Source organism: Peptoniphilus catoniae (assembly GCF_901447155.2).
Lineage (GTDB): Bacteria > Bacillota > Clostridia > Tissierellales > Peptoniphilaceae > Peptoniphilus_E > Peptoniphilus_E catoniae.
In genome coordinates this window covers 14,878-28,483 of the sequence record NZ_LR588418.1, presented here as the reverse complement: position 1 = coordinate 28,483, position 13,606 = coordinate 14,878, and the positions used below count along the sequence as shown (strand labels likewise).

At 34.9% G+C, this 13,606-nt stretch carries 11 protein-coding genes; 1 reads left to right on the top strand and 10 read right to left on the bottom strand.

Features of this window, described 5'->3' with window-relative positions; translation table 11 throughout:
- Positions 1-42: 42 nt before the first annotated feature.
- From groL to PEPCATONIAE_RS07425, 5 genes are all read right to left on the bottom strand, one after another.
- Positions 43-1,677 (bottom strand): chaperonin GroEL, encoded by a 1,635-nt coding sequence (gene groL, locus PEPCATONIAE_RS07445; RefSeq protein WP_138160515.1) that lies wholly within the window; start codon positions 1,675-1,677, stop codon positions 43-45.
- A gap of 11 nt (positions 1,678-1,688) precedes the next feature.
- A complete protein-coding gene (locus PEPCATONIAE_RS07440; RefSeq protein ID WP_138160514.1) occupies positions 1,689-1,973 on the bottom strand; it encodes a co-chaperone GroES in 285 nt (94 codons plus the stop codon).
- Between the two features lie 122 nt (positions 1,974-2,095).
- Positions 2,096-2,809: a DUF554 domain-containing protein gene (locus tag PEPCATONIAE_RS07435; RefSeq protein ID WP_138160513.1), complete on the bottom strand. Its 714-nt coding sequence runs from the start codon at positions 2,807-2,809 to the stop codon at positions 2,096-2,098.
- Positions 2,806-3,687 carry a DNA-3-methyladenine glycosylase family protein gene (locus PEPCATONIAE_RS07430; RefSeq protein ID WP_138160512.1) on the bottom strand — a complete coding sequence of 294 codons (882 nt, stop codon included), beginning with the start codon at positions 3,685-3,687 and terminating at the stop codon, positions 2,806-2,808. The genes PEPCATONIAE_RS07435 and PEPCATONIAE_RS07430 overlap by 4 nt, the downstream gene beginning before the upstream one ends.
- A 37-nt stretch (positions 3,688-3,724) precedes the next feature.
- Positions 3,725-4,369 (bottom strand): redox-sensing transcriptional repressor Rex, encoded by a 645-nt coding sequence (locus tag PEPCATONIAE_RS07425; protein ID WP_138160511.1) that lies wholly within the window; start codon positions 4,367-4,369, stop codon positions 3,725-3,727.
- Between the two features lie 89 nt (positions 4,370-4,458).
- Between PEPCATONIAE_RS07425 and PEPCATONIAE_RS07420 the strand changes: the two genes are divergently transcribed.
- Positions 4,459-6,345 (top strand): ABC-F family ATP-binding cassette domain-containing protein, encoded by a 1,887-nt coding sequence (locus PEPCATONIAE_RS07420; protein ID WP_138160510.1) that lies wholly within the window; start codon positions 4,459-4,461, stop codon positions 6,343-6,345.
- A gap of 252 nt (positions 6,346-6,597) precedes the next feature.
- On the opposite strand, the gene PEPCATONIAE_RS07415 is transcribed toward PEPCATONIAE_RS07420, so the two are convergent.
- From PEPCATONIAE_RS07415 to PEPCATONIAE_RS07395, 5 genes are all read right to left on the bottom strand, one after another.
- A complete protein-coding gene (locus PEPCATONIAE_RS07415) occupies positions 6,598-7,476 on the bottom strand; it encodes a DMT family transporter (protein WP_282957748.1) in 879 nt (292 codons plus the stop codon).
- Between the two features lie 168 nt (positions 7,477-7,644).
- Positions 7,645-9,219, bottom strand: a complete 1,575-nt coding sequence (locus PEPCATONIAE_RS07410) for a copper amine oxidase N-terminal domain-containing protein (protein WP_138160508.1) — start codon at positions 9,217-9,219, stop codon at positions 7,645-7,647.
- Positions 9,220-9,410: 191 nt separating this feature from the next.
- Positions 9,411-10,355 (bottom strand): hypothetical protein, encoded by a 945-nt coding sequence (locus tag PEPCATONIAE_RS07405; RefSeq protein ID WP_138160507.1) that lies wholly within the window; start codon positions 10,353-10,355, stop codon positions 9,411-9,413.
- 129 nt (positions 10,356-10,484) lie between these two features.
- Positions 10,485-12,281 (bottom strand): homoserine O-acetyltransferase/O-succinyltransferase family protein, encoded by a 1,797-nt coding sequence (locus PEPCATONIAE_RS07400; RefSeq protein ID WP_138160506.1) that lies wholly within the window; start codon positions 12,279-12,281, stop codon positions 10,485-10,487.
- A gap of 12 nt (positions 12,282-12,293) precedes the next feature.
- Positions 12,294-13,580, bottom strand: a complete 1,287-nt coding sequence (locus PEPCATONIAE_RS07395; RefSeq protein ID WP_138160505.1) for an O-acetylhomoserine aminocarboxypropyltransferase/cysteine synthase family protein — start codon at positions 13,578-13,580, stop codon at positions 12,294-12,296.
- Between the last annotated feature and the right edge of the window lie 26 nt (positions 13,581-13,606).

The window sequence follows — 13,606 nt, the reverse complement described above, 5'->3', positions numbered from 1 at the left end:
AGCTCTCAAGTTCGAGAGCTTTTTCTTTATATTTTATATTTTTTACATCATGCCGCCCATGCCGCCCATGGCTCCTGCCATTGCTGCCGGGTCCGGTCCTTTCTTAGGAATATTTGCAACTGCAGCTTCTGTTGTAAGGATCATTGATGCTACTGATGCAGCATTTTGTAAAGCTGATCTTGTTACCTTGGTAGGATCTACAATTCCTGATTCAACCATGTTAATGTATTCTTCTGTAATTGCGTTAAATCCTACGCCCTTATCAAGACCTTTAACCTTTTCAACTACAACTGATCCGTCAAGTCCTGCATTAATTGCAATTTGTCTTAGTGGAGCTTCAAGGGATTTAAGAATAATGTTAACTCCTGTTTTTTCGTCCCCTTCACTTTCTTCAGAAAGCTTTGCAACTGCTTCGATACAGTCTACAAGAACTGTTCCGCCTCCGGGAACTATTCCTTCTTCTACTGCTGCCCTTGTAGCTGAAAGAGCATCTTCTATTCTTAATTTTCTTTCTTTAAGCTCAACTTCAGTTGCTGCACCTACTTGAATTACTGCAACTCCGCCTGCAAGTTTTGCAAGTCTTTCTTGAAGTTTTTCTTTATCAAATTCTGATTCAGTGTTTTCAAATTGGTTCTTTAATTGACTTACTCTGTTTTGAAGTTCTGACTTGTCTCCTGCGCCGTCAACTATTACAGTAAGGTCTTTTTCAACTTTTACCTTAGCAGCCTTACCTAAAACATCTATTTGTGCATCCTTAAGTTCTTCTCCAAGATCACTTGATACTACCTTACCTCCTGTAAGAATAGCTATATCTTGAAGCATTTCCTTTCTTCTGTCGCCATAGCCAGGAGCCTTTACAGCAACTACATTTATAGTTCCTCTAAGTTTGTTAAGAACAAGAGTTGCAAGTGCTTCTCCCTCTACATCTTCAGCAACAATAAGTAGAGGCTTTGATTCTTTAAGAACTTGTTCAAGTAAAGGTAGAAGATCTTGAATGTTTGTAATTTTTCTATCTGTTAAAAGAATGTAAGGACTTTCAAGCTCTGCAACCATTTTATCTGAATCTGTTACCATATAAGGTGATAGATATCCTCTGTCAAATTGCATACCTTCAACCACTTCAAGGCTTGTACCCATGGATTTTGATTCTTCAACTGTAATTACACCGTCTTTGCCGACTTTTTCCATAGCTTCTGAAATCAGGTGACCTATGTTTTCATCTCCTGCTGAAACTGATGCTACTTGAGCAATTGATCCTTTAGTTTCTACAGGTTTTGAGAACTTTTTAATTTCTTCTACTGTCTTTTCTACAGCCTTGTTAACTCCCTTTTGAAGGATCATAGGATTAGCTCCTGCTGCTAAGTTCTTAGCTCCTTCAAGAACTATTGATTGAGCAAGTAATGTAGCTGTTGTAGTACCGTCTCCTGCAACATCATTGGTTTTAGTAGCTACTTCTTTTAAAAGCTGTGCTCCCATGTTTTCAAATTTATCTTCACAGTCAATTTCTCTTGCTATGGTAACACCGTCATTGGTAATTAAGGGTGCTCCGAATTCTTTGTCAAGAACTACGTTTCTTCCCTTAGGTCCAAGGGTTACCTTAACTGTATTTGCAAGTTTATTTATTCCTTCAATTAAGCCTTTTCTGGCTTCTTCTGAAAATTTAATCTCTTTTGCCATATTATTACTCCTTATCTTTCAACTACTGCAAGAATATCAGCGAACTTTATAATAGTGTATTTTTCCTTATCAATTTCTACTTCTGTTCCGGCATATTTTGAAAATATTATTTGATCTGAAACTTTAACTTCATCTTTCTTCTTTTCGTCTTCTAGTATGCCTCTTCCTAGTGCAACTACCTCTGCAATATTTGATTCTTCCTTAGCAGAGCTTGGAAGTACTATTCCTGATTTTGTAGTTTCTTCCACTTCAACTTTTTTAATTACAAGTTTATCCTCCAAAGGTTTTAAATTCATACTGGCCCTCCTATTTAAAAAATATTATTTACAAGTTTTAGCACTCATCATCTTTAAGTGCTAATAATTATATTAATACATCTTTTAAGATAATTCAAGTCTTTTTTTACCATTTTTTACCTTTATCCAAATATTATTTCTATAAGCTTGCGAATAAGGCTTTCATAAACTATAGGAACTAAAATTGCAGGAAGCATATTTGCAGTATTGAGTTTTTTAATTTTAAGCATATTAAAGCCTATAGCCATAATAAGGATTCCCCCTACTCCGGACAAATCAGCTATAAGACCGGGGGTAAAAATATCTTTTAAAAAGCTTGAAAAAATTACTATAAGACCTTGATATATAAATACAACAAGGGAAGAAAAACCCACTCCAAATCCCAAGGACGATGCTAAAACTATTGATGTTACTCCGTCAAGAATAGACTTTGTTATAAGAATTGAGTTGTCCTTTAGTATACCTGCTGATATTGAACCTAAAATAGCCATGGAGCCGACGCTAAATATTAAAGATGCCGTTACAAATCCTTCTATAAAATTTCCTTGTGAGGTCTTTGACCTTTTGCTTACAAGACCAAGAACCTTATCTCCAAGTCCATTAAGCTTCTCCTCTATATTAATAAGATTGCCCAGGGCAACTCCTATTACTAAGGATATTACAATAAGAAGGGTATTTTCTCCCTTAAGGGCGGAAGAAATGCCTATATAAATTACGGCGATTCCTAAAATATCTAAAATTTCCTCTTCAAGCTTCTTGCTAAACCTATTGCCTATAAGGTTTCCCGCAAAGGTCCCTACAATTATGGCAAGAGCATTTATAATTACAGCTTTCATAAGTCTTTACCTAATTTGTGATCTCTGCCGTAATAAAATAGATACTGCTGAGCAAAGCCCGCTTCTTCTTTAAAGATTCTTCTGCCTTCATCTGCAATTTTATTTCTGGGAGTGTCTTTCTTTAAATACAATTCTTCCATTACTCTTTTTATCCACACATCTACAGGAAAGGATTCGGATCTTTTAAAGGCGAAAAGCAAAACGCAATCGGCAACCTTAGGTCCAACTCCTGGGATTTTAATAAGCTCCCTTCTTGCTTCTTCCAAGGGTTTTTTATAAAGGGAGTCAAGGTCTATTTCCTTGTCCCTTATCATTTGAGCCGCCTCTACAATTCTCTTATCTCTAAAGCCTACTCTGGCGTATTTTCTAAGGTCTTCAGCCTTTGCCAGAGATAATTCCTGGGCTGATGGAAAGGCGCAATAGGATCTTCCCATATAGCTTCCTATTTCGCTGCCGTACATTCTTGAAATTATATCTACACTGTTCATAATCCTTGCAATTCCGTTATTGGCACTAATTATAAAGGTAATAATGGTTTCAAAAGGTTCCTGATTTAAAATTCTTATACCTCTGCCATAGTCCATAGCTTCTTTTAAAATAGGATCAAAGCTTAATTTTTCTCTTAACTCCTTATAATCTCTAAGGACATCAAAATAATCTATCCATATTTTATAAAAATCCTTTATATTTGAATTTTTTATAGTTACGTTCTTGTCCTTATCAGAGATGTTTATTATTTTTCCATAGGCTACATTAGTGTAGGATCCGTCCTCTTCCTTGTGCCACCTAAAGGCCTGACCGCAGTTAAATATATCTTCAACTCTAAAAAAATCTATATCTTCAATTACTAAATTTCCATCTATTTCCTTTAAATCCATACCTTCTCCTATTAAAACAGAGGTACCTAAGTACCCCTTAATTTCCTTCTTCTCTTTGTTTTAAATAATAAGACAATTTAAGCAAAGAATCATTAAACTTAACATTTTCAATTACTATGTCACTATCAGGCAAAACTATATCCACCGGTGCAAAGTTCCATATACCTTTAATATCTGTATCTGTAATTATATCAATAATATCGTGAACAGATTCTTTAGGTGTTGTAATTACAACTACATCTATTTTATGAACCTTTATGTAGTCCTTAATATCCTTTAAGTCTAAAATAGGAACCCCATCAACATTGGACCCTATTCGATCTTCAGATATATCAAAAAGAGCCTCAATGGTAAAACCGCTTTTCCTAAATCCCTTATATCTTGAAATGGCTGAGCCAAGTCTACCTGCTCCAATTAATACAGCTCTATGTTTATAGTTCATACCCAGTATTATGGAAAGTTCATCTCTAAGCTCAATACAGTTATATCCGTACCCTTGTTGACCAAAGCCGCCGAAATTATGCAAATCCTGTCTTATTTGTGAAGCTGTAAATCCTGTTAATTTTCCAAGCTCAGATGATGACATTCTGACTATACCTTTGTTTATCGCATCATTTAAAAATCTGTGATATATAGGCAGTCTTCTAATTACAGCTTCTGAAATTTTAGCTTTTTTATTCACATGAACCTCCTTTTAACAATTGTTTTGCCAATATTATAACAAGCTTTTTTTAATTTGTAAAATTTGTTACAATTAGCTTGAGGTGTAGAATGTTAGTTAGTATACAGGGTTTATCAAAAGCCTACATAAGTGAAAAAATTTTAGAAAATGTAAATTTAATAGTGGAGGACTATGACAAGATAGGTCTTATAGGCAACAACGGCAGCGGAAAAACCACTCTTTTTAATATATTGAATAATGAAATATCAAAAGATGAAGGAGATATTTATATTAAAAAGGATATTAAAATAGGTTATCTTCATCAACAGCTTAATATTCATGCCGACAATTCCATTTATGAGGAATGCGAAAAAATTTTTAAAGATCTTATTTTCATGGAGACTGACCTTAGAGATCTTGAGATAAAAATTTCAGATCCGGAAAACCTTAATCTTGAAAACGACATGGCAAGGTACGGCAAGCTTCAGGAGAAATTTACCGAGCTTGAGGGCTACTCCTACCCTTCCAAAATAAGGGGAGCCTTAATAGGCTTGGGCTTTAGTCAGGAGGATTTCGACATGACTGTAAATCAGCTTTCCGGAGGACAGAAATCAAGGCTTGCTTTGGCAAAGCTCCTCTTATCTCAACCTGATCTTATGCTTCTTGACGAACCTACCAACCACCTTGATATAGATGCAATAAGCTGGCTGGAAAAGTTTTTAAAAGACTTTAAAGGGGCAGCTATTATTATTTCCCATGACAGGTATTTTTTAGACAATGTGGTAAATAAAATATCACTTTTAGAAAACAAAACCCTTACACATTTTAGGGGCAACTACTCAGTCTATTTAAAAGAAAGAAAAAAACAAATAGAGGTCCTTAAAAAACAATATATGGATCAGGAAAAGGAAATTAAAAGGCAACAGGAAATTATTAAAAGATACCTTAATATGGGTAGGGACAGATTTGTAAGAGCCGGCAAGTCCAGGCAAAAGCTCCTTGCCAAAATGAAAGAGGTAAAAGCTCCTGAAGAGTCTAAGAAATATAAGTTAAAATTCGTCCCTCACTTTGATTCCGGTCAGGATGTCCTTGAGGTAAAAGACCTGGCTAAATCCTATGGAGATAGAAAGGTTTTTGAAAATATTTCCTTTAATGTTTACAAAAGAGATAAGGTGGGAATAATCGGACCTAACGGTATAGGAAAGTCCACTCTCTTTAAAATTTTAAACAACAAAATAAAAGAGGATGAGGGAGAATTTAAATTCGGCAGCAAGGTTATAATTTCATACTTTGACCAGGAAATGGAAAACCTCAACTCGGACAAAACCGTTATAGATGAAATTTGGGACGAGTATCCCAAGCTTAACCACTATGAAATAAGGTCTTACCTGGCATCATTCTTGTTTATAGGAGATGATATATTTAAAAGTATAGAAGAGCTTTCCGGTGGAGAAAAGGCTAGACTATGCTTGCTTAAAATTATCCTTAAGGGTGCCAATCTCCTTCTTCTTGACGAACCTACCAATCACCTTGATATAGATTCAAAATCCGTCTTGGAGGATGCGCTTAACTCCTATGAAGGCACCATTATATCAATTAGTCACGACAGATACTTTTTAAACTCCACCTGTAATAAGATTATCCTTATGAAGGCTAATGGAGTGGAAGAATACTTAGGCAACTATGACTACTATTTGGAAAAAACAAAGGTTAACGATGAGGCTGAAGAAGAGGAAACGAGTAAAACACAAATTGATAACCTTAAAAGGCTGGACAGGGAAAAGAGAAGATTAAAAAAAGAAAGACTTGCAGAAATTAAGGATACTGAGGAGCAAATTGAAAGCCTTGAAGCAAAAATAAGCTTTATAGAAAAGGAACTGGCGGACAATGCCACCTACGATGATATAGATTATGTACATGAAATATCAAAAAATATGCAAGACTACCAGGAAGAATTAAATAAACTTTATAAAATATGGTTCACAATAAATGATTAAAGGAGCAGCGAAAAAACTGCTCTTTTTTTAATCCACAGACTTATCAACAACATCAACAGGCTTGTTTTACCCATTGTAAATAAAAGTTGATTTTTGTCCTTAAACTAAATCCCTTAAAATAGCCATTTGTCTAATAAATTCAAAGACCTATTATAAAATCTTTGTAAAGTCGATAAAATACTTTATCACCAAAGTTATTAACATTATCCACATAAATGCGAACAAAGATTTATTAATATTCTGTTAATAAATTTATTCTTCTAAATAATTTCTGGAACTTACAACTAAAACAATAGTGGAAAGACAAATTAAAAAAATTGCAAAAACTTGCACATATCCTATAGACTCATTAAGGATAAAGACTCCTATAAGACTGCTGACTACAGGCTCTATAGCACTTACAATAGAGGTATATTTAGCCCCTATAAGGAATATGGCATTTTGATAAAGGTAGGTTGCTCCAAGAGTTATTGTACAGGAATAAGTAAAGGCAATTAAAAAATCCATAGGGCTTAAACTTAATAAAACAGGTTTTCCTCTTACCAGGGAAAAGGCGAAAATAATTATTGAGGAAAAGGCATTTATGTAAAAAAGCTTTACTATAGGAGGCATTTTCATAAAAACCTGATCCTGCAAAATAATTGCATAAAAGGCAAAGGTACAGGCTGAGCCTATGGAGAAAAAAATTCCTAAGGGATGAAAGTTTGCATTTCCCATAGTAAGCATAGGAATGGACACACTTACTCCCAAAACACAGGCAAGTTCTATAAATCTCGGCTTTTTCTTATAAATAAGACTTACTGCTACAAAAATAATAATGGGATAGCTGAAGTGCAGAGCCGTTGCTGTGCCGGAATCCATATAGTTATAGGAATTGTAAAGCCATATACTGGTAACTAAAAGTCCAAGGGAGGCAAGTAAAAGGAATTTAACCTCTAATTTGTTAAGCTTAAGGCTTTCCTTATAAATAAATTTATTTAAGATAAACATAATAATAAGAGACAGGCTCATTCTATAAAAAGCTGCATCTACAGCATCGGCTCCAAAAGAATAAACTATTTTTGTAAATATGGGCATGGCACCGAAAATTGCGGCGCTTAATATAGCTTGAAGAAAACCCTTAGTTTTTATAACAATCCTCTCCCTTAATTTATAAAACTATAACAATTTCATTTATAATAATAGTCAATTAAAAAGTATTTTACAATAAGGATTTATTTTCCTATAAATCTGCTTAATTATAAAAGAAAAACCCTAACCCTCATTAGAGAGTTAAGGTTTTTTTCACTGTATTATATTTTATTTTACAACCTTTATTGCAGTAGGACCGTCAGCTCCACCTATAATTCCAACTGCAGTTGCAGCAGCCTTTTTATCTTCTTTAGCAGGTTCTTCCTTAGTTTCTTCTTCAGGTGCTCCTTCTAAAGCTTTTTCAAGTTCTTCATCTGAAATATTATATATGTCTATCATATAAATTTTTCCAAGGCTGTCATCAAATTTAACCTTATATCCGAAGTTTTCAGATACAAATCTTAAAGGAACCATAGTTCTGTCGCCGATTATTTGTGCAGGGACATCAAGTTCAACGTCTTTATCTGCAACCTTTGCAGTTTTGTTATCAATAACAAGACTTATAGTTTTATCTCCATGCTTTGCAGTTACAGTTCTTGTTGCTTCATCCCAGTTAATATCAGTTGCACCCATTTTTTCAAGTAGGGCTCTAAATGGTACTAGGGTTCTTCCTTCAACAATTACAGGTTGTTGGTCTTCAAATTCAACAAGCTCACCATTATATCTTACAAGAATAAGAGTGTCATTATATCCGGGATTTACAAGTTCCAAATACTCACTCATTGTAAGCTTTTTAACATCCTTGGGCATTTCAACCTTAGCCTTTGAATTTTTGCTGGTAACTGAAGTCATTTCAATGTTAATTTTATCAGGTTCAGTTGACTTTCCTTCTTCAGCTACACTAAATGCAGTGGTTACAAGATTAAGCTTAACATCTTGGCTTACCTTTCCTTCATCAAAGGTAGATTTAAAGCTGATTTTAGAACCCTTAAAGGCATCTTTAAATTCTGAAGTGCCTTCCTTTAGCTCTTTAAGGTCAATTTCCTTAATTGCCTTGTCAAGTTGTTCTGAAGTTACGGGAACCTCAGCCTTATTAAGAATTGAAGCTAAAACATCCTTTGTTGCTCCCCAATTTTTAACAACATTAGCAAGAATATTTACAAATTCGTCTGTTAAGTCTTCAAAGCTTGCTTCATAAGTAAAGGTATTTCCTTCAACCTTCATGTCGTTTTTGCTTTCATAGCCCTTAAGAGCAGTGTCCATAAGCTTCATAAGGTCTGATGTGTATTCAGCTGACTCTAAATAAGCTAAAGTTTTTTGTGAAAGTCCCATTCCCATAGGATCTGAGTCTCCACCAATTGATATATAGTTTTCTTTAATATTATTTAAAGCTTCACTACCGCCTGAAACAATGCTGAAGTAGTCCTTGCCCATAATAATATCTCCGGTTTCACCATCCATAAACATGTCAAGCTTAAGGTTTTCAGGTATATCTAGAGGAGCTTCCTCTCCCTTACCTTTAGCTAATTCCATAAGAGCCTTAAAGTCATAGTTAATAGTTACATGAACCTTTTTGCCCTCTTGTGTACCTTCAAAGCTTGCAGGTATATTAAATTTAAGTGTTTCCTTAGTTTCAGGATCCTTAACTTCAAAGTTTATGGACATTTTGCCCTTAGATTCTGCACCTTCCCAGGAATTTACTTCTTGTGCCTTGGTTAGATATGCCTTGGTGTTTGGTCCACAGGCTACAAGGGAAAATACCATGGCAAAGGCCAATAGTAGTGATAATACTTTCTTCTTCATAAATACCTCCTAAAATTTTAAAATTTCAATCATATTAATCATATCAAAAAATATTAACAGTTGATTGGATTGAAACAACATATACATTATATATTAGAATAACTTAGCCTTTCAACTATTTTAAGTATTACATAAAAATGTAAAAAATTTCTAAATTATTTCTAAAATCATCTACAAAATTTTTTACAAGGTTATTTATAGTAGTTGTCATAAGGCTCAAGATGTCCCCTAAGCTCCTTTAAGGTTTTTAAAAAGGAGTTGGCGTAATCCTTGGTGTAAATTGAAAGAATATCCCCATTATCCTTAAAAACATCTATATTATATACAAGCTCGTTGGCAGCATAGGATAAGTTTTCAAGATCTCTGTAGATATAAATATAGTAACTGAAGTCTGTAGACAGATTATTTTCTTTTAAAAGACTCTCTCTACTGAAATCTTTTTTAACCTGTAGAAGCTTGTCCCTGTAGGTTTTATAAGAGGTAAGATCCATTTTAGGCTTAAAGGCTTTTATAAATCCTGTGCTTTCAGACTCAAGCCCCTCCACATGGGAGTCTATTAATGCCCTTAAGTCCCTGTATTCTTTTTCATGAAGAGCCTTAAAGTCCGACTCGCTTTCCGCCTTATAGGGTTTTTCCAGGTCAACTACTATTAATTTGTTTATATAATCATAGCTTAGAGAAAAGTCCATGGCTTCAGCAAAATCCTTTAACCTTACATAATTTCTTCCGTCAATATTGTAGCCCTTAAGGACAAAATCCTTGGAATTTATATTAAGCTTAATGTCTTTTTTTACAACTTGTGGGTCCTTATTTAAAGGATCATTAATAAATCTGTCCTCCATGGAATAGGAAATATCCTCGCCGGGTTTTTCTACTGTAATTACATCCTTGTCCTTATTATATTTTACAGACATATACTTAAAGCTGCTGGAAGAAAAACTGAATTGCAAGGCCCTTATAGAAAAATAATTTTCCCCGTCAATGTTATAGCTTTTAGCTGTAGGATCTATAGTTGTGGGAAATATAGGCTTAATTATAAGACCTTGACTACTTACATTTACACTTTCAGCAAGAGCCGCCCCGCTAAAAATTAAAAGAAGGGCAAGGGATAAAAATAAAACTTTTATTTTTTTCATAAATCCTCCTAAATTTTATAGTCTTTAATTTTACATATGTAACTGATATTTACGTTTATACCCTATTAGGGCATAAATATATCCCGAAACTTTATAGGTTTTGTAGCAAGGCTTCGGGACATTTTAATATTAATCTTTAATTTCCGTTCCTGATCCGGCCGGATTATTGGTGTTTAATATTTTTATTGTAATATTTTTTTCTCTTACAGGTTCAATGGCTTCCTTTTGATAGACTCCCGCTCCTCCATCTACTATTTTTGAAAGCTCGCTGTAGCTTAGGGAGGAATATTTTTTTACATTTTTATCAAGGTTTGGATCTGCAGTCATAATTCCATCTACATCAGTCCAGTTTTCATAAACCTCAACATCTAAGGCTCCCGCTATAATTGATCCTGTATAGTCTGAGCCTCCTCTGTCAAAAAGGACTACATTGCCCTTTTCATCTCCCGCATAAAATCCCGGCACTACAACCTTTTCCCCTTGGCCTATATTTTTTCTGATTTTTTCGTAACTGGTTTTTAAATCTACCTGACCCTTTGAGTCAAGCACAATAAGGTCTTTGGCATCAAGGAATTTATAGTTAAGGTATATAGACATTAGCTTGGCATTAAGATACTCTCCCCTGCTGACTATATAATCCTTGGAATTTGAATTTTCAATATTATTAAAAACCTTATTGATTTCCATAAGTGCATCTTCTTTAAGGTCCAGATTAAGAGCTATTTCTTCAAATCTTTCCCTGGCCTCTTTTGTCGTTTCCTTAAGTCTATGATCAGTATCTTCTATTTCAAGTCTTATTCTTTCTAAAACAGCCTTTAATCTTTCAAGATCGGACTTACTATTATATAGGTCAAGAAGCTTGTCAGTAACCTTTGTGTCTCTAAGGTGCCTTTTTCCGGGAGCGGACACAACTATAACATCTCTACTCTTGTCTTCTTTTATTATGTTCTTTACCTTGGAGAACTGATGGGAGTCTGAAAGTGATGACCCACCGAACTTTGACACTTGTTTTCTCTTAATTTTTTCTATTTTGTAGGGTGTTTCTTGGTAGACACAGTAGTTAATCCAGTTGGAGAAAAATAGGTTTCCTACAGCTCTCCATCTTACAAGAATTTTATTTTTGGAATCATCATTTAGGTAATAATTTTTAGGCAAGGAAATTTTTGTATTCTTTTCCAAATCTCTAATGTATTCATTGTGAAGGGTATCCTTGTCGTACTCCCAATGGCCGAAGGAAAAGACAAATCTGTTGTCCTTAGTGGTAACTATTCCAACTCCCGTATCTTCTCTTGAGGATATAATTTTAAGATCCTTGTGCTTGGCAACTTCTTCTTCCTTTACATAGGTGTATCTTGATTGCGGTACTGAAAATACATCATCAAAGCCCTTAACCAGCTTATCATCCTCAAGCTTTTCAAAGTCGAATACTCCAAAGATTTTATCCTCCACAGTTTCGTTTTCAATTCCGTAGTAGTGATAGAGGGCAGCCTGTGCCGACCAGCATATAAACATAGTTGAATAGACATTTTCCTTGGCAAAATTAAAGATTTTTTTAAGCTCCGGCCAATATTTAATTTTTTCATACTCCAGTCTTTCTACAGGTGCTCCTGTTACTATCATGGCATCATATTTTGAATCTTTTATTTCGTCATAGGTCTTATAAAACTTTTCCAAATGATGTTCACTGGTGTTTTTAGGATTGTGACTTTTCATTCTTACCAGGTCTATATTAATTTGAAGGGCCGTATTTGAAAGAACTCTTATAAGCTGCAGTTCAGTTTCTTCTTTTTTAGGCATAAGATTAACTATAGCTATTTTAAGAGGTCTAATGTCTTGGGTGTCAGCCCTTGACTCATCCATAGTAAATATTTTTTCTTTTTTTAATATATCCTGGCTAATAAGATCTTTAGGTATTATTAAAGGCACTTAACTCACTCCTTAAATATTTTTAAATGCTTGGTCTATATCATTTATTATGTCTTCTACATTTTCTATTCCTACTGAAAGTCTTACCATGTTAGGCTTTATTCCCGCCTTTAAAAGGTCCTCTTCAGATAGCTGTCTGTGGGTCATGCTGGCAGGATGAAGGGCATGGGATCTAACATCGGCTACATGGACTACAAGGCTTATAAGCTTAAGGGAATCTATCCACTTCTTGGTCTTCTCTATTCCTCCCTTAACTCCAAAAGCTATTACTCCACTTGCTCCATTTTTTAAATACTTGTCGGCAAGATCCTTGTCTTCACTTGATTTTAAACCGGGGTACCTTATCCATTCCACTTTATCGTGACCTTCAAGGTACTGGGCTATGGCTAGGGCATTTTTACTGTGTCTTTCCATTCTAAGGGCCAGGGTTTCTATTCCAAGATTAGTCAAAAATCCGTTAAAGGGGCTCATAATAGGTCCGAAATCTCTCATAAAAACCGCCCTTGCTCTAGTTGTATAGGATAGATTTCCGAAGCTCTTTGTATAGCTTAAACCATGATAGTTGGGATCAGGCTCGGTTAAGCAATCAAATCTTCCTCCTGTCCAGTCAAACTTTCCACTATCTACTATTATTCCTCCTACTGATGTTGCATGACCGTCAAGGTACTTAGTTGATGAATGAGTTACTATATCTGCACCGAAGTCTATAGGTCTGCATAAAACAGGACTTGCCAGGGTGTTGTCCACTATTAGTGGAAGTCCGTATTCATGAGCCACATTTGCAACCTTTTCTATATCCAAAACTCCTACTGCAGGATTTCCTATAGTTTCTGCAAAAATAAGTTTAGTATTGTCCCTTACTGCTGCCCTTATTTCGTCTATATCGTTAAGATTTACAAAGCTGGTGGAAATTCCGAACCTTCCTATAGTTGAACCTAAAAGAGTGTGGGTTCCTCCATAAAGGTTATTCATTGATATTATGTGATCCCCATTAGAACAAATAGTCAGTATAGATAAAAGTGTTGCCGCCTGACCTGATGATGTTGCTACTGCCGCAATTCCCCCTTCAAGTTGTGCGACTTTTTCTTCCAGGTATCCCAAGGTGGGATTGGCAAGTCTGGTATAAAAATATCCAGACTCCTTTAAATCAAAAAGGTTTCCTACAGTATCGGCATTGTCATACTTATAGGTTGTTGACTGAACTATAGGTGCTATTCTCGGCTCTCCGTTTTTCGGTTGATATCCTCCTTGAACGCATATTGAATCCAACTTTAAATTTCTTATATCTTTCTCTTGCATTTTTTACCTCCTAAACAATAAAAAAA

What these genes read in the sequence shown, in the direction of transcription:
- groL (WP_138160515.1), bottom strand. Translation starts at nt 1,677, where the DNA reads ATGGCAAAAGAGATTAAATTTTCAGAAGAAGCCAGAAAAGGCTTAATT.
- PEPCATONIAE_RS07440 (WP_138160514.1), bottom strand. Translation starts at nt 1,973, where the DNA reads ATGAATTTAAAACCTTTGGAGGATAAACTTGTAATTAAAAAAGTTGAA.
- PEPCATONIAE_RS07435 (WP_138160513.1), bottom strand. Translation starts at nt 2,809, where the DNA reads ATGAAAGCTGTAATTATAAATGCTCTTGCCATAATTGTAGGGACCTTT.
- PEPCATONIAE_RS07430 (WP_138160512.1), bottom strand. Translation starts at nt 3,687, where the DNA reads ATGGATTTAAAGGAAATAGATGGAAATTTAGTAATTGAAGATATAGAT.
- PEPCATONIAE_RS07420 (WP_138160510.1), top strand. Translation starts at nt 4,459, where the DNA reads ATGTTAGTTAGTATACAGGGTTTATCAAAAGCCTACATAAGTGAAAAA.
- PEPCATONIAE_RS07410 (WP_138160508.1), bottom strand. Translation starts at nt 9,219, where the DNA reads ATGAAGAAGAAAGTATTATCACTACTATTGGCCTTTGCCATGGTATTT.
- PEPCATONIAE_RS07405 (WP_138160507.1), bottom strand. Translation starts at nt 10,355, where the DNA reads ATGAAAAAAATAAAAGTTTTATTTTTATCCCTTGCCCTTCTTTTAATT.
- PEPCATONIAE_RS07395 (WP_138160505.1), bottom strand. Translation starts at nt 13,580, where the DNA reads ATGCAAGAGAAAGATATAAGAAATTTAAAGTTGGATTCAATATGCGTT.